Source organism: Winogradskya humida, assembly GCF_016862215.1.
Taxonomy (GTDB): domain Bacteria; phylum Actinomycetota; class Actinomycetes; order Mycobacteriales; family Micromonosporaceae; genus Actinoplanes; species Actinoplanes humidus.
Genome location: NZ_BOMN01000031.1, coordinates 21,644 through 37,332, shown reverse-complemented (window position 1 = coordinate 37,332; position 15,689 = coordinate 21,644). Strand labels below are relative to the sequence as shown.

The 15,689-nt window shown below is 68.9% G+C and carries 14 protein-coding genes and 1 pseudogene; 5 read left to right on the top strand and 10 right to left on the bottom strand.

Annotated features, from left to right (window positions below; translation table 11 throughout):
* Nucleotides 1-6: 6 nt before the first annotated feature.
* Together Ahu01nite_RS13430 and Ahu01nite_RS13425 are read right to left on the bottom strand one after the other, a co-directional pair.
* The gene (locus Ahu01nite_RS13430) at nucleotides 7-594 is read right to left on the bottom strand and encodes an ArsR/SmtB family transcription factor (RefSeq protein ID WP_203836824.1); all 588 of its coding nucleotides are present in this window, start codon (nucleotides 592-594) and stop codon (nucleotides 7-9) included.
* 41 nt (nucleotides 595-635) lie between these two features.
* Nucleotides 636-956: a helix-turn-helix domain-containing protein gene (locus tag Ahu01nite_RS13425; RefSeq protein WP_203836823.1), complete on the bottom strand. Its 321-nt coding sequence runs from the start codon at nucleotides 954-956 to the stop codon at nucleotides 636-638.
* A gap of 299 nt (nucleotides 957-1,255) precedes the next feature.
* On the opposite strand from Ahu01nite_RS13425, the gene Ahu01nite_RS13420 reads away from it, so the two are divergent.
* Nucleotides 1,256-3,274, top strand: a complete 2,019-nt coding sequence (locus Ahu01nite_RS13420; protein ID WP_203836822.1) for a HelD family protein — start codon at nucleotides 1,256-1,258, stop codon at nucleotides 3,272-3,274.
* Here the strand turns inward: Ahu01nite_RS13420 and Ahu01nite_RS13415 are convergent.
* Nucleotides 3,271-3,771 carry a GNAT family N-acetyltransferase gene (locus tag Ahu01nite_RS13415; protein ID WP_203836821.1) on the bottom strand — a complete coding sequence of 167 codons (501 nt, stop codon included), beginning with the start codon at nucleotides 3,769-3,771 and terminating at the stop codon, nucleotides 3,271-3,273. The two genes, Ahu01nite_RS13420 and Ahu01nite_RS13415, sit on opposite strands and share 4 nt — an antisense overlap.
* 71 nt (nucleotides 3,772-3,842) lie before the next feature.
* On the opposite strand from Ahu01nite_RS13415, the gene Ahu01nite_RS13410 reads away from it, so the two are divergent.
* Entirely contained in the window at nucleotides 3,843-4,592 is a 750-nt protein-coding gene (locus tag Ahu01nite_RS13410) for a VOC family protein (RefSeq protein WP_203836820.1), read from the top strand.
* A gap of 5 nt (nucleotides 4,593-4,597) precedes the next feature.
* On the opposite strand, the gene Ahu01nite_RS13405 is transcribed toward Ahu01nite_RS13410, so the two are convergent.
* The 5 genes and pseudogenes from Ahu01nite_RS13405 to mqnE form a co-directional block, all read right to left on the bottom strand.
* Nucleotides 4,598-5,164: a TetR/AcrR family transcriptional regulator gene (locus tag Ahu01nite_RS13405; protein ID WP_203836819.1), complete on the bottom strand. Its 567-nt coding sequence runs from the start codon at nucleotides 5,162-5,164 to the stop codon at nucleotides 4,598-4,600.
* 86 nt (nucleotides 5,165-5,250) lie between these two features.
* Nucleotides 5,251-6,546 (bottom strand): annotated as a pseudogene (locus tag Ahu01nite_RS13400) (M14 family metallopeptidase); the annotation flags it as partial.
* A gap of 221 nt (nucleotides 6,547-6,767) precedes the next feature.
* Nucleotides 6,768-7,151 carry a DUF4229 domain-containing protein gene (locus Ahu01nite_RS50350; protein WP_239158820.1) on the bottom strand — a complete coding sequence of 128 codons (384 nt, stop codon included), beginning with the start codon at nucleotides 7,149-7,151 and terminating at the stop codon, nucleotides 6,768-6,770.
* A 12-nt stretch (nucleotides 7,152-7,163) separates the two neighbouring features.
* Nucleotides 7,164-7,541: a hypothetical protein gene (locus Ahu01nite_RS13390; protein ID WP_239158819.1), complete on the bottom strand. Its 378-nt coding sequence runs from the start codon at nucleotides 7,539-7,541 to the stop codon at nucleotides 7,164-7,166.
* A 264-nt stretch (nucleotides 7,542-7,805) separates the two neighbouring features.
* Nucleotides 7,806-8,975, bottom strand: coding sequence for an aminofutalosine synthase MqnE (gene mqnE / locus Ahu01nite_RS13385; protein ID WP_203836816.1), 1,170 nt, complete (start codon nucleotides 8,973-8,975; stop codon nucleotides 7,806-7,808).
* Between the two features lie 244 nt (nucleotides 8,976-9,219).
* Between mqnE and Ahu01nite_RS13380 the strand changes: the two genes are divergently transcribed.
* On the top strand, nucleotides 9,220-10,875 hold the full coding sequence (locus Ahu01nite_RS13380; RefSeq protein ID WP_203836815.1) for a C40 family peptidase: 1,656 nt from the start codon (nucleotides 9,220-9,222) through the stop codon (nucleotides 10,873-10,875).
* 269 nt (nucleotides 10,876-11,144) lie between these two features.
* Here the strand turns inward: Ahu01nite_RS13380 and Ahu01nite_RS13375 are convergent, their stop codons facing one another.
* On the bottom strand, nucleotides 11,145-11,804 hold the full coding sequence (locus Ahu01nite_RS13375) for a hypothetical protein (protein WP_203836814.1): 660 nt from the start codon (nucleotides 11,802-11,804) through the stop codon (nucleotides 11,145-11,147).
* Between the two features lie 795 nt (nucleotides 11,805-12,599).
* Entirely contained in the window at nucleotides 12,600-13,043 is a 444-nt protein-coding gene (locus Ahu01nite_RS13370; RefSeq protein WP_203836813.1) for a hypothetical protein, read from the bottom strand.
* A 163-nt stretch (nucleotides 13,044-13,206) separates the two neighbouring features.
* On the opposite strand from Ahu01nite_RS13370, the gene Ahu01nite_RS13365 reads away from it, so the two are divergent.
* Entirely contained in the window at nucleotides 13,207-13,494 is a 288-nt protein-coding gene (locus Ahu01nite_RS13365; RefSeq protein ID WP_203836812.1) for a hypothetical protein, read from the top strand.
* Between the two features lie 241 nt (nucleotides 13,495-13,735).
* Complete coding sequence (locus tag Ahu01nite_RS13360; protein ID WP_344572109.1) at nucleotides 13,736-15,667, top strand: DEAD/DEAH box helicase; 1,932 nt, start codon at nucleotides 13,736-13,738, stop codon at nucleotides 15,665-15,667.
* Nucleotides 15,668-15,689: the final 22 nt, after the last annotated feature.

The following is a 15,689-nucleotide window of genomic DNA, read 5'->3' as shown; positions in this document are numbered from 1 at the left end:
CCGCGACTACTCCTTCGGCGCCTCATCCGTCGGGAACGCCGCATATTGCAGAGCCACCACGCGCGCTCCGGGCGGCGGGTCGGCATTGCGCTCCCGCCGCAGATAAGGCTCGATCAGCGTCTTGACCTGTGCGTTGATCGCCGTCAACTCCTCGAGGGTCACCAACAGCGTGGGCAGGTTCAGCTGAGCAGCCTCCCGCCACTCCCGCGGCTCCGCCCCCTGCCGCTCCCACCACTCCTGCAACTTGGCGGCACTCCGAGCCACCCACACATCAACCAGCGCCCGCTCGGCAGCCACACTCTCGGGCTCATCAAAATCGGCATCGATGGACACCCCACGGGCCCTGCTCTGCCAGACCCGCTCCCGCCCATCCCCCCGGCTGGGCGCCTGCTCCACCAGCCCCACCTTCGCCAACTCCCGAAGGTGATAACTCGTCGCACTCGGCGACAACCCCACCAGATCCGCACACTGCGTAGCGGTCACCACATCACCCGTACTCGTCAGATACTCCAAAATCGAGATCCGCGCCGGATGCGCCAGCGCCCGCATAACCTTCGGATCGGTAATGCGCGAACTCCGCTGCTGCTCAGCCATCCCAGAATGATCCCGCGCTCCGCCCCGGCCCCGACCCGGGGCTACGCCACTTTGAGCTGCTCATCGCCGAAATCGGCAATGAGCATCAGGGTCCCGCCGAGCGCGGAGATGTAGCGACTGAGAACGTCCCGGGTCGAAACATCCCCGGATTCGATCTGGGAAACCCTGGCAACCGAGATCCCCATCCGCGAGGCCACCTGCTCCTGCGTCATCTCCCGCCGCTTACGCAGCTCCCCGAGACGCCACCCGCGAGCTTCATCCACCATCTTGCCGGCCCCGGCCTCGAACCCCGCCGGCCCTCCAGCCGTCTCCACGGCACGAGCAAGATGATCCGTATCCCGCCACCGCTTGACACCACTCATCGCTGACCTCCGTCCAGTGATTCGCGCTCAGCCAAGTCGGACTCATAGAGCTCGTTCAGAAAGATCTCCAACGCGGGCGCCCCCTCACTTAATAATATTCTTAACACGAAGGGTTGTCGCGGAGCAAGGGAAGGTAAATGGATCGCTGGGGAGGGTGTGGGCGGCGTAGGCTGGTGGGCTCGCCCGCGGGGAACGCGCGCTTTCTCGTAACCGGGCACTGCCGACACCGCACCTTGACGGAGCGCCGGGCGGCCCAGGTCAGCTGAACCATCAGATACCGATGCCGAAAGGTTCCTCGGATGACGCTGCCTGCCCATACCGATCTCGATGATGATTTAGCCGCCGAACGCCGTCATCTCGTCGACTCCCGTGCCGCGCTGGGGCGTATGCGCGGGCGTGCCGAGTCGCTGTTCTCCTCCGCCTCCGATGTCGCCGGGGACCCGTTCGCCGCGGAGACGCTGGGGCGGGCTCTGATGCGGCGGGTCGCGGATCTGGCCGATGATCCGACGACGCCGTTGTTCTTCGGCAAGCTTGATGTTGCGGAGACGGCGTACCACATCGGGCGCCGGCATGTGACCGATGATGCCGGGGAGCCGATGGTTCTCGACTGGCGGGCGCCGCTGTCGCAGTCGTTCTACCAGGCCAGCGTGAAGGATCCGCAGGGTGTCGCGGTCCGGCGCCGGTTCGGCTTTGTGAAGGGCGAGCTGACCAGCTTCGAGGATGAGCACCTGGACCGCGGTGAGGAGCTCGGCACGAGCAGCCGCATTCTGACGGCGGAGATCGAGCGGCCCAGGGTCGGGCCGATGCGAGACATCGTGGCGACGATCCAGCCCGAGCAGGACGAGCTGGTCCGGGCCGATCTGGAGACGTCCATCTGCGTGCAGGGCGCGCCCGGGACCGGCAAGACCGCGGTGGGTCTGCACAGGGCCGCATTCCTTCTGTACGCCCACCGCGAACGACTCCGTCGCACAGGAGTCCTCATCATCGGGCCGAACACCGCGTTCCTGTCGTACATTTCGGCGGTTCTTCCTGCCCTTGGCGAGGTGGAAGTCAAGCAGTCCACGGTGGACGGGCTCATTTCCCGCGTACCCGTCAAAGGGTTGGACAGTGAGGCGGCCGTCCTGCTGAAACACGATCCTCGGATGGCCGCGGTGTTGCATCGGGCCCTGTGGGGGCGGCTGGCCAAGCCGACCGTGCCGATCATGGTTTCGGACGGTTCCTACCGGTGGCGCATCGACACCGAGCCGTTGCGCCGGATTGTCGACGAGGCCCGCCGGGAGGACCTGCCGTATGCGGTGGGCCGGGATCGGGTGCGGGCGCGCGTGGTCGCCCTGTTGCAACGGCAGTCGGAGTACCGCACCGGCAACTCGCCAAACGAGACGTGGCTGAAGAAAATGGCGAAGATCGCGGCCGTACGCGAATTCCTCGACGCCGCCTGGCCCGCGGTGACCCCCGAGGCGCTGGTGGTCGATCTGCTCACGAACGCCGACCTGCTGGCGGCCTCCGCCGAGGGCATCCTGACCGCCGAGGAGCAGGCCACGCTGGTGTGGGCGAAGGTGCCGAAGACCGCGAAGTCGGCCCGGTTCAGCGCCGCCGACCTGCTGTTGCTGGACGAGGCCGCCGGGCTGCTGGAGCGGGAGTCGAGCTTCGGGCATGTAGTCGTCGACGAGGCGCAGGACCTGTCACCGATGCAGGCCAGGGCGATCGCCCGGCGCAGCGAGCACGGTTCGATCACGCTGCTTGGGGATCTCGCGCAGGGGACCGCGCCGTGGGCTGCCGCGCGGTGGCAGGACACGTTGGAGCACCTGGGTAAGGCGGGGGCTGCGGTGGTGCCGTTGACGGTCGGTTTCCGAGTGCCCGACGTGGTGGTGGCCTTGGCGAACAAGCTGTTGCCGGCGCTCGGGGTTGACGTGCCGGAGGCCGTTTCCCTGCGCCGGGACGGTGACCTGGCGATGGTGGCCGTGCACGACGCAGCCGAGGTTGACGCCGCGATGCTGGTCGAGGTGACCGCGGCGCTGGAGCACGAGGGTTCCGTCGCCGTCATCGCCGCCGACGCTTCGGTGGAGCGGGTGCGCGCGCATCTGCGAGCCGCCGGGCTGGAAGCCGCGACCCCCGAGGATGTCGACTCTGAGGCACGCGTCACGGTGGTGCCCGCCACCATCGTGAAGGGCCTCGAGTACGACCATGTGGTCGTCGTGGAGCCGGCCGAGATCGTGGCGGCCGAGCCACGCGGGCTGCACCGGCTCTACGTGGTCCTGACCCGTGCGGTGTCGGGGCTTTCCGTGATCCACGCCGAACCCCTGCCGTCGCCTCTCTAGAGCTTCTTCACCCAGCGGGACCATTCCGGCTGCTGGTGGTAGCCGTTGGCGGCCCAGATGCCGTGGGCGGCCGCGTTGTCGTCGAGGACCATGGCGTCGGCGCGGCTGCCGCCCAGGTCACGGAAGCGCTGCTCGGCCGCGTTGATGAGCGCGCGGCCGATGCCCGCCCGGCGGCGCGACGGGTCCACGGCGAGCCGGTAGAGGTGGCAGCGCCAGCCGTCCCAGCCCGCGATGACCGTCCCGACGATCTCCCCGCCGTCGACCGCCAGGATCAGCGCTTCCGGGTCACGCTGGTGGATCGCCGCAAGCGCCGCCGGGGTGTCGGGCGGGCGGCTGTCGTTCTCGGCAGCCGCCAGCCAGAACCTCAGGACGGCGGGCAACTCGCCCATTTCGGCTGGTCGTAGCGTCAGATCCCGCACAGGGAATGATCTTAGGCTTGGGGTGTACGAATCGGCGGTTCGGTTTAACTTCCGACTGAGCCGCCCTCGGGCTCGCATCGTGGTGCGACGATCTACCCGTTCACCCCCGCATGCCGGGAGGAGCCCCGTATGCCTGAAGGAGCGAGGTCATGACCGAACCGATGCCCGGGGTCCCGAACTGGGTGGATCTGGGCACCTCCGACCTCGGCGACGCGATCCGGTTCTACACGCAGCTGTTCGGCTGGGAGGCCGAGATCTCCGGCGAGGAGTACGGCGGCTACACGACGTTCTACCTCGACGGGCGGGCCACCGCGGGGGCCGGGCCGCTGTTCGGTGAGGGACAGCAGACGGCGTGGAGCACGTACATAGCCACGGACGACGCCGACTCGGTCGCGCTGCGGGTCGAGGCGGCCGGCGGCAAGGTGCTGGTGCCACCGTTCGACGTGATGTACCAGGGCAGGATGGCGGCGTTCCTCGACCAGTCCGGGGCACCGTTCAGCGTGTGGCAGTCCGGCACCATGAAGGGCGCCGACGTCTTCGACCTCCCGGGCGCCCTGACCTGGAACGAACTGATCACCCGGGACGTCGAGGGCTCGGCCGCTTTCTACGGCGAGGTCTTCGGCTGGGTCGCCCGCGAGAGCAACGCCGGCGACTACATCGTGTGGGAGCACCGCGGCCAGACAATCGCCGGCCTGCAGCCGATGGACCACGCGTGGCCGCACGACCTTCCGCCACACTGGATGATCTCGTTCGCGGTCATCGACTGCGACGACTCCGCGGGCTACGCCCAGTCGCTGGGTGGGCGTCTCGTCACACCGCCCGTGGACCTGCCCATCGGGCGCTACTCGATGATCCAGGACCCGCAGGGCGGCATGTTCTCGATCCTCCAGGCGGGCTGAGGCCCCTATCTCGGCAGGCTCGCTATGACCATGTCGATGAGCTGGTCGTAACTGGTGTCGATGTTCTCGGCCATGCCGAAGCCGCCGCCCGATTGCAGGGCGGCAAAGCCGTGCACCGCAGCCCGGAGTCGCCGCATCGCATGGATGGACTGGGATTCGTCGAGCCCGTAGCCGCGCAGTACGGAGATGAAGACCTGCAGGAATTCCATGGCCGCCTCGGCCACTTCCGCCGATTCCGCGGGAGTGTGCAGCGGGTCCAGGGGCAGAAGCGCGTACCAGCCGGGGTGTGCCAGGACGAAGGCGCGGTATTCGCGCATCAGGGCGGCGACGGCGTCGTCCCGGCTGAGACCGAGGGCTGCGGCGCTTGCCGCGTGCGTCATCCTGCGCATGATCCGAGTCGACATCAGGTCGCGTAGCACCGCGAGGCTGCCCACATGCTTGTACAGCGACGGCGAGGCGACTCCCGCGCGTTCCGCGACCGCTGCGAGGCTGAGCGCGTCGAGCCCTTTCTCGTCGACCAGGGCGAGCGCCAGGTCCACCACGGCGTCGCGGTTCAGGCCGGCCTTAGGCACGGCGGTGACTACCTGTCATAGCCCTGAAGCTACGACAGGTAGCCACTCGCGTGCAACCTGTCAGCAGTACCGCGTGCAACCTGTCAGCAGTACTGCGACTGCTTCCCGATCACCTTGTAGGGGCAGTCAGCCGTTTCTGCCAGCAGCAGTGCGGCCTCTTTGTTGCGGGTCGTCTCCCGGGTGATCACGCTGCCCGGCGGATAGAAGCCGCCGCCCGACGAACTGGTCGGGTACATCTCGAAGGTGTAGGCGAAGATCTTGTGCGTACCCCAGAGGTAGTCGAGCAGATCACCGTCGGTGATGTAGAGAGCGCTGGACTGCTCCGGCGTGTAGTTGTTCGTCGCCGCCATCTGCCGGCCCAGCGTCGCGAACGTGTTGTTCTGATCGGCCGTCATGCCGGTCCCGGTGGGGGAATTGGTATACCCGAAAGGCCAAAGGACCAGCTCTGAGTACGTGTGGAAGTCCATCGCCGCCTTGATCTGCTGGACGCCGCCCACGACCCGGCTGAGCACGAAGTCGCGCACCACCTTGGTCTCCGGCGCGGAGAACGCAGCCGTGCCGCGGTAGGTCTCCGACGACGTGCTGCCCGAGGAACCCCCGCAGCAGCCCCAGTTGTAGCCGTAGTTGCGGTTCAGGTCGGTCCCCACGTACGACGAACCGCTGTTGGGCTGGCGATTCTTACGCCACGACCGGTAACTGCCCGTCGCGATGTCGTACTCCGCACCGTCCGGGTTGACCGACGGAATGATCCAGATCTCGCGACTGTCCACGACGCTCTTGACCCGGCTGTCGCTCGCGTAGCTGCCCGTGTAGAGCTTCAGCAGGTAGAGGGCCATCTCCACCGTCAAATGCTCACGCGCATGATGATTCGCGTCGTAGAGGACCTCGGGCTCGCTCTCATCCGTCCCGACGTTGTCCGAGATCTTCACGGCCACGATGTCCCGGCCCTCGTACGTCTTACCCAGCACGCGCTTGCTGGCAATACCCGGATACTGCGCCACCACCGAGTTGACGTCGGCGATCATCTCCGCGTAGTTGTGGTACGCCGCATCCCGGCTCGGGAAGTCCAGGATGGAAACGTCATCCACCTTCTGCACGGTGAAGCCGAGCGCCCGCAACGTCCGGACCTCACTGAGCGTGGCGGTTACCTCGACCACTGCGTGTTCAATGCCGTCGATCGAAACACCGGTGCCGGCGATCAGGTTGCGCTGGTCGAGCGTCCGGACATCATAGATTTCGTACGCTGCTGAGCTGCCCGCCGCTGCGCTCGTACCCGCGCCCGGGGTCGGCTCGGCGGCTGCGGGCTGGGTCGTGGATGCTGCGATCAGGGCCAGACCGGCTGTAGCGGCGGCAACCAGACCGGTGACGCGTCGTCGTCTCACGAACGACCTCCGGGGGGTGTCAGAGGAGTTCCATCCCCGTCACCACACCATCACGCATCGACGCTTGCCAATATGTCAATCTGCCCCATACCCCGGCGTGATGCCCCCACGGCCCAGCTCAGGTCGCACGGCTCAGGCTGTGCGGCTCGGCGTCGACCGCTCGGCTTTTACTGCCGGGCGTGGCGTCCGCTGCTCAGGTTGTGGGGCTCGGCGTCAGCCGCTCAGCTTTTACTGCCGGGCGTGGCTTCGTTGTTGCCGGCCGGCGCGGCTTCGGCTCTATTGGTCGGCGTGGCTTCAAGTTTGTCGTTTTTGTCGGCCGTTGGCGCCGGCTCGGCAGCGCGGTCGCCTGCGGCTGCGGCGGCTTCATCACCGGCGAGCGCGGCCCGCAGACGTTCCTTCTCCGCCGTGCGCCGCTCCGCGACCGTGCCGAGCTGCTCGGCCATCTCGTTGCGCCACTTGGCGAGCAGAAAGTACGAAAAAGCGGCAGACGCGAGCAACGCGATCATCGCCTTTACCAGGAAATTCAGCGGCACCGGCGTAAGTAGCCCGAACACCACGACGAACAGGCCGAGGCGGCCGAGCGTGTACTTGACGGCGGGACTCATCACGAACTCCTGTCAGCCCACACGGTGGCTCAACCACCGCAGGCCGTAGAACCAGACCACGCAGTAGACAACCGTCAGCCCGAGCGCCCCGACGCCCCCGCTGACAAGGTTGGGAAAAATCGGCGCCGTAAGCCCGGCCAGCGTCATCCCGACCGCAACCCCGAACCCTGCCGCGAGCACCGCGACAATGATCCGGTAAGCCCCGAACCCCGCCGCCCGGAACTCCTCGGTGAACAGCCACACGGGCAGCACGATCGCGATCCACCCGCTGGCATCCCCGAACTCGGACGCCCGCACCAGCGACATCGCGCCCTCGAAGATCAACAGAATGACCAGACCCGACACCAGCCCGGCCAGCGCAACCCCGAGCAGATCCTGAACGGACGCCAACCGACCATCCGCATCCCGGCGCGGTCGACGCGCACTCTCAGTCTCGGCCATGACCCCCAAAGGGTACGCCGCCCCCCACCAGCCCCGTCAGCCCCTGCCCAGCGCCAGCCGGCCCGAAGTCCATCGCGGCACGAGCCGGCCCGAAGTCCATCGCGACGCGAACCGGCCCGAAGTCCATCGCGACGCGAACCGGCCCGAAGTCCATCGCGACGCGAGCCCTGGCGCCACCATGTCGCGAGTGGCAGCGCCAGTGTTGCTTCCGCGTCAGGCCCAGACCTGCTGGGGTTCGCTGCGGCGCTCGGCGAGGGAGATCGGCTTGTCGTACTCCCGGACGATCTCGTAGCGGGTGTTGCGCTCCACCGGTTGGTAGCCGGCGTCCCAGATCAGGTCGAGCAGGTCGCTGCGGTGCATCGTGTTGGGGGTGCCGTAGGAGTCGGCGTCGTGGGTGATCTTGTATTCCACGACCGAGCCGTCCAGGTCGTCGACGCCGAAGTTGAGCGAGAGCTGGGCGACCGACAGGCCGTGCATGACCCAGAAGCATTTGACGTGCGGGACGTTGTCGAACATCAGCCGGGAGACCGCGAACGTCTTCAGCGACTCGGCCGGGGCCGCCATCGTGGTCTGCGCCTGGATGCGGTTACGGATCTTGCCGTCCGCGGAGTCGACGAAGTCGTGCTGGTAGCGCAGCGGGATGAAGACCGCGAAGCCGCCCGTCTCGTCCTGCAGCTCGCGCAGGCGCATGACGTGGTCGACCCGGTGCCGCGGCTCCTCGATGTGGCCGTAGAGCATCGTCGAGGGGGTCTTCATGCCCTTCTCGTGGGCGAGCCGGTGGATCCGCGACCAGTCTTCCCAGTGGGTGTTGTGGTCGACGATGTGCTGACGGACCTCCCAGTCGAAGATCTCGGCGCCACCACCGGTCAGCGACTCCATGCCCGCGTCCATCAGCTCGTCGAGGATCTCGCTGGCCCCCAGGCCGCTGATCTTCTCGAACCACTGCACCTCGGTCGCGGTGAAGCACTTGAGCTTGACGTTCGGCAGCGCCGCCTTCAGCTCGCGCAGCACCTTGGGGTAGTAGCGCCAGGGCAGCGTCGGGTGCAGGCCATTGACGATGTGCAGCTCGGTGAGCTGCTCGTCCTCCATCTCCTTGGCCTTGCGGACGGCCTCGTCGATGCGCATCGTGTACGCGTCCTTTTCGCCCGGCTTGCGCTGGAACGAGCAGTATGCGCAGCTGGCGGAGCAGACGTTGGTGAGGTTGAGGTGCCGGTTGACGTTGAACATCACCCGGTCGCCGTTCATCTCGGTGCGCTTGTGGTGCGCGAGGCGCCCCAGCCAGGCGAGATCGTCGGAGTCGTAGAGGGCGATGCCGTCCTCGCGGGTCAGCCGCTCGCCGGCATAGACCTTGGCCTCGAGCTCGCGCTTCAATCCGACGTCCATCCGGTCCCCTTCTCACGCTCACGGTCCGATCCACGATCGCGGTGGAACCGGTGGATCGAGCCTACGTCCTACCTCCGACAGAAACATGGTCCCGGACCTCGATGGGCGGCGCAGGTCACGTAAGTAGGGCAGGATTCTCAGGGTCCTTTCATGTTGAATCAATCGACAGCGGTACAGGTGTTGGGGTAAGACCTTTATGTGGCCGACCGTGCCGGTCGGCTGCCGGTTTTCGGGCAGGGAGCTCATGGCGATCAAGTGGCTGGGCCGACGCGGCATCGCGACTCGCGTGCGCCCCTGGTGGCGGCCCCTGGCGCTGTCCGCGGCTACCGCTGCGGCCATCGCTGCGCTGTTCAACCCCGTGCCCGCGCTCGCCGCCCCGACCACACCACCGGCCATCCCCGGCGCTGTCCCCGACACCGGCACCAACCCGTTCGCCGCCGGCGGCACCATCACGATGCCCGGCGAGCAGGCCAGCAGCACCACCCCGTCGACGACCACCCCGATCTCCACCGGCCTGGTGACGAGCCCCACGCTGAAGAAGATCGAGGCCGGTCGCACGGAGATCGCCCGGATGGGCGAGGAGCTCGCCAAGCTCCAGGAAGATCTCACCCTCGTCACGCAGCAGCTCACCACGGCCACCACCAAGGTCACCGACACCCAGACCGCCATGACCCAGGCGGAGGCTGAGGTCCGGGCCGCAGCAGCCACTTCAGTACGTGACGCGGCAGCCCTCCCACCCGGTGCGCTCGGCTCCGGGCTGCAGGACCTCGACTCCCTCGCCCGCATCCAGCGCGGTGACTCGGCGAGCCAGCAGGCCGCCGCCCGGCAGCTGGACATCGTCAAGTCGGCGCATGAAAACGCGCTGCTCGAGCAGCAGGCGCTCCTCGCACGGCAGACCCAGGGCACCGCCGACCAGTCGGCGAAGCAGACCACGCTCACCCAGAAGAGCGCCGCCCAGCAGAAGCTCGAGCAGGACAACGCCACCGAGATCAACGCGGCCGACGCCGCCGAGGCAGCCCAGGACGCCGCGGTCGGCGCCGACTACCTCGCCGGCGAGGACAAGGGCCGCGGCGCCGACCCCCGCGCGCTGGCGGCGCTCAAGATCGCGCTGGCGCAGCGCGGCGACCCGTACGTCTGGTCGGAGGAAGGCCCGAATCAGTTCGACTGCTCCGGGCTGATGTATTACGCCTACCGCTCGGCTGAGGCGGGCAACTTCCCACTGGTCCGGGTCTCCCGTGATCAGTACAACCAGACCAACGACAAGACCGTCGACCGCTACTCGCTGCTCCCCGGCGACCTGCTCTTCTTCAGCTCGTCAAACAGCTGGACCGAAATCCACCACGTCGCCATGTACGCAGGCGACGGCATGATGGTCGAGGCACCTCGCACCGGCCTGGACGTGCGCCTCACTCCCGTCCGCTGGACCCGGCTCTTCGCGGCGACCCGCATCTACGGCTCGGTCGACGGCGCGGTCGAGGGCCCGGACCTCGGCCCGGCCGACCCGGAAACCCCGAGCGACCACACGCCGACAAAGCCCGGCACCCCCGCACCGACCACCTCACCGACGAAGCCGCCGTCGACCACCCCGACGAAGCCGAGCACGTCGCCCACGCCGACCAAGACCAGCAAGCCCCCGACCACGCCGTCAACGTCACCGTCGACCACACCGCCGTCAACGTCACCATCGACGACGCCGCCGACCACGACCCCGCCGACCACCACACCTCCGACGACAACGCCGCCGACCACCACCGCGCCGTCGCCGGAGGAGTCGGAGACCACATCACCGGCCGCCAGCTCCGAATCCACGAAGTCACCGTCGGCGGAGACCTCCGAGTCGAAGACCACATCGCCGTCCGCCTCCGCCATCGAATCGGCGCAGGCAAAACAATCGAGCTGATCGGCCGACCACACTGCCGCTGGTCAGGCAGCAAATAGACACCTGATCTTCAGGTACGGACCGGTTGACGCCGGATGCGCACATGAGCGCTCATGTGGCACGGTAGTGACGAGCGCCCGGCATCCAGCTTGCCCGGCGTCCGATATTTGACGTCGGCGCGCCACGTGGCGGCGATCGGGAGGACCCATGGACGAGCAGCAGACGAATCCGGACAGCGACGGCACGAAGCCACCCGCTGCAGGACCGTCCGGCTCCCGGCCGCAATCCGATCAGGGGTACGAGTTCCCGCCACCCCCTGCCCCCGGAGCGCTCTGGGGCACCCCCGCCACAGGCGCCACCCCCAACCCGGCCCCCAGCTCGGCACCGGTGTCAGGCTCCGCCCGCGTGCCCAGCTCGACCCCTACCTCGGGGTCAGCCGCCGTTGGTAGCTCGGCCCCCGTCTCAGGGTCAGCCAGCGTTTCCAGCTCGGCCCCCACCTCTGGGTCAACCAGCTCGGCCCCCACCTCGGGGTCAGCTGCTGTCGCCAGCTCCGCCCCTACCTCGGGGTCAGCAGCCGTTGGTAGCTCGGCCCCCACCTCGGGGTCAGCCAACGCTGGTAGCTCGGCCCCCGTCTCAGGGTCAGCGACCGTTGCCGGCTCCGTGTCTGTCTCCGGATCGGCTGGCGTTTCGAGCTCCGCGCCTGTCTCGGGTTCAGCTCGCGTGAACGCCCCGACGAGCTCGCCGCGTCCCCCCAGTGGCTCCTCCCGGCCGACGAGCCTCGCGGGCATGTCCAAGCCACCCGCCGCACCGAAGCCCGCCCCCACACTTCCGGCGTCGGCGTCCTCCGCCCTGTCCCTCTCCGCTTCGGCCCCGGGCGCCCCGGTTTCGCCATCTCCCGCCGACCCGGTCTCAGGTGCAACCGCGTCGAAGAACCCCACAACCCGGACCACCGGCTCGGTCTACGGCGCCCGCCCCGCCCCAGCCCCGGAACCAGCAACCTCCGAACCAACGATCCTCCAGCCGTCGACCTCTCAACCGTCGACCTCACAGCCGAATGCCGAGGGGTCGCAGCCGGAGAAGCCCGAGCCGACCCGGCCCGAGCCCGGTAGTCCCGCTCCGGGGCATCCGCACCCGATCAGCCCGGACCCGGAATCTCCGGACCCGACCGAGCCCCCGAAGCCACAGCGACCGGAGCCGACCCCACCCGTGCCGACCCCACCCGTGCCGACCCCACCGGGGCCTGGGCCGTCGCCGGTGCCGCCCGGCCCGAACCCGCCGAGCCCGCTTCCGCCCGGTCCTGGGCCGTCGCCCGTGCCGCCGAGCCCGAACCCGCCGAGCCCGCTTCCCCCGGGTCCCGGGCCGTCGCCCGTGCCACCGATGCCTGAGCCGGTTCCCGCGCCGCCGCGGCCCGGGCCGTCGCCGGTGCCGCCGGTTCCGACGCCTTCGCCCGTACCCCCCGGTCCTGGTCCTTCGCCGATCCCGCCGATGCCGGCTTTCCCGGCGACGTCGGCAGGAAAAACGGCAGGGACGTCGGGTGATTCCGGGTCTGGTTTCCCGGCCAACGGCACCGGGCTGCCTTCGAGCGCGAGCCGCCCGTCCGGCCTGCCTTCCTACACGGTTCCGCCCACCGGGTCGCCGGCCAGTGCGGCGCCGGCCGGTGATGCGCCGGCCGGTGATGCGACCATGCCGTTCTCGGCTACCGGGCTTTCGGCTCCGGGGCAGGCCGCCCGTTCCAGCTCGGCGAACTACCCGTCGACGCCGTCCGATTTCCCGAACTCGGCGCCGCCTTTCGGCCAGCCGCGAGCTGATTCGGCGCCGTCGGCCCGGCCCGCGTCGTCGCCGGTGTCGGGTCGGCCGTTCTCGCCGGCGAGCCGGAACTCGGTGCCCTCTGCCGAGGAGACCGCTGCGGCCTGGTCGCAACTCACCGCGGCACAGTCCGCCGGGCAGAGCAGCGGACAGGGCAGTGGGCAGAGCAGCGGACAGGGCAGTGGGCAGAGCAGCGGACAGGGCAGTGGGCAGCAGTCGCGCAGCTCGGCGGACTTCGCCGATCGCACCTCTGTGCTGCCGCCGTCGGCGTCCTCTACGCCCGCGGCCGATCGGACCATGGCGCTGCCGCCCGCCGCGGCGGCTGGTGACACCACTATGCCGATCTCGGCGGCGGGGCTGTCCGTGCCGGGCGATCGGACCATGCCGTTGTCGGCGGCCGGGGGGCACTCCGGGGACGAGACCGCTCCGTTCGGGTTAAATGCATCGGGCGGCTCTCGGCAGCCGTTCGGACAGCAGTCCGGGCCGGGTGGAGGCCCCTCCCGGGGGTCGACGACGTACGGGTCGGGTTCCGGACAAAACGGGTCGGTGCCGCAGCAGCGTGGCGATGCTCACGTGTACGGCGGCCTCGCGGATTACGCGCCCGCTGACATGACGATGCCGCTGACGATGAACCCGGTGGAGAACTCCGGCTCGCTGACCGGGCACATCCTGGCTCAGGGCTGGCGGGACACCCCGGATACGCAGCGGAAGGGCAACGTCAAGGTGGTCGTGGCCATGGTGGTTGTGCTGCTGGTGCTGGTCGGTGTGAGCCTGGCTTTCCTCTTCACCGTGGGCGATGCGTTCAGCGACATGATCGGTGGAGTTTTCTCGTAACCGGTTGTCGCGGGGGCCATGTGCCCCTAAGCTGGCGGGATTGCGCCGAGGGTGAGTCTGCCCACTACCGGCGCGGAATGCGGGCAGTGTCCACGACGTTGACCCGTACACTGATGACAGTAATTGACCTGGCGTGCCCACGAGGCGCACGCCACGGGCGTTCTTGCGGGCAATTCAGCGGCGAGCTCCTTATAGCCGCGGCGGGCCATTCGCGAGCATGCGCCCCCGTAGAGAGGTTCTCTTGACCACTTTCGCTGATCCCAGCACGTTCCCGTCCGTTTTCGACCAGTCCGACTCCCCCGCTGCCGACCCGACGACCGCAGACGTCGAGATCGTTGCCACCGAGGTGGAGACCCCCCAGACTTCCGGCGCGCAGACCGCCGACGCCCCCAACCCCGAGGACACCGCGACCGTGACTGCTGAGACTCCGGCCGACACGACCGTGACCGCCGAGGTTGCCGAGGACGCTGCCGAGATCGAGATCGTCGAGGCCACCAAGAGCTTCGCCGACCTCGGCCTTCAGCCCGAGCTTGTTCGCGTGCTCAGCCGTGAAGGCATCACCACCCCGTTCGAGATCCAGGCCGCGACGATGCCCGACGCACTCGCCGGTCGCGACGTGCTCGGCCGTGGCCAGACCGGCTCCGGCAAGACCCTCGCCTTCGGCCTTCCGCTGCTGGCCCGGGTCTCGCAGGGCGGTCGCGCTCTGCCGCACTACCCCAAGGCCCTGATCCTGGTGCCGACGCGCGAGCTGGCGATGCAGGTCGCCGACGCGCTGATGCCGCTCGGTCGTTCGGTCGGCGTCTTCCTGAAGACCGCCGTCGGCGGCGTGCCGTATGACCGTCAGATGGACGCGCTGCGCCGCGGCGTCGAGGTCATCGTCGCCACCCCGGGCCGCCTCGGCGACCTGATCGAGCGTGGTGCCTGCAAGCTCGACAGCGTTGAGGTGACCGTCCTCGACGAGGCCGACCAGATGGCTGACATGGGCTTCCTGCCCGAGGTCACCGAGCTACTCGCCAAGACCCCGGCGAACGCTCAGCGGCTGCTGTTCTCGGCCACCCTCGACGGCGACGTCGACCAGCTGGTCAAGCGCTTCATGCACGACCCGGTGACGCACTCCACGGACCCGTCCGAGGCGAGCGTCTCCACCATGGAGCACCACCTGCTGCTGATCCCGCCGCACGACAAGTTCCCGATCACGTCGTGGATCGCCAACCGGGAGGGCAAGACCATCGTCTTCGCCCGCACCCAGATGGGCGTCGACCGGCTGGTCGAGCAGCTCGCGGCGGTCGGTGTCCGCGCCGGCGCTCTGCACGGCGGCAAGACCCAGCGGGTCCGCACCCGCACGCTGGCGGAGTTCAAGGAAGGCCGCACCAACGTGCTGGTCGCCACCGACGTCGCCGCCCGCGGCATCCACGTCGACGGCATCTCGCTGGTCATGCACGTCGACCCGCCGAAGGACCCGAAGGACTACCTGCACCGTGCCGGTCGCACGGCGCGTGCCGGCGAGTCCGGTGCGGTCGTGACGCTGGTTCTCCCGAAGCAGCGTCGCAGCACCCAGGCCATGATGCAGAAGGCCGGCGTCACGCCGGGCGAGGTCCGGGTCCGCCTGGGCGACGAGAACCTGGCCGAGATCACCGGTGCCCGCGAGCCCAGCGGCATCCCGGTCAAGATCGAGCCGGAGCGCAACGAGCGGGGCGACCGCCCCCGTCGTTCGTTCGGTGACCGTCCCCAGCGTGGTGGCTACGGCGACCGCTCGCGTGGCGGCGACCGCGGTGGCGAGCGTGGCGGCAGCAGCAGCTACGGCGACCGCCCGGCGCGCCCCTACGGCGACCGTGACCGTTCATTCGGTGGCGACCGCCCCCAGCGCACCTACAGTGACCGTCCCGCGGGTGACCGCACGTACGGTGACCGCAATGCCAGTGACCGTCCGTCAGGCGACCGCGGCTACGGTGGCCGTCCGGCCGGCGAGCGCACCTACAGCGACCGCCCGGCGGGGGACCGCAGCTACAGCGACCGCCCCACCGGCGAGCGCACCTACGGTGACCGTCCGACCGGTGACCGTCCGGCTCGCAACATCAGCGACCGTCCGACCGGTGGCTTCCGCCGCGAGGGTGGCCGCAACGAGCAGGGCAACGGCCGCTTCCAGACGGGCCGCCCGGCGCACACCCACTGAGCACCAAGCACCCAAGCACGGG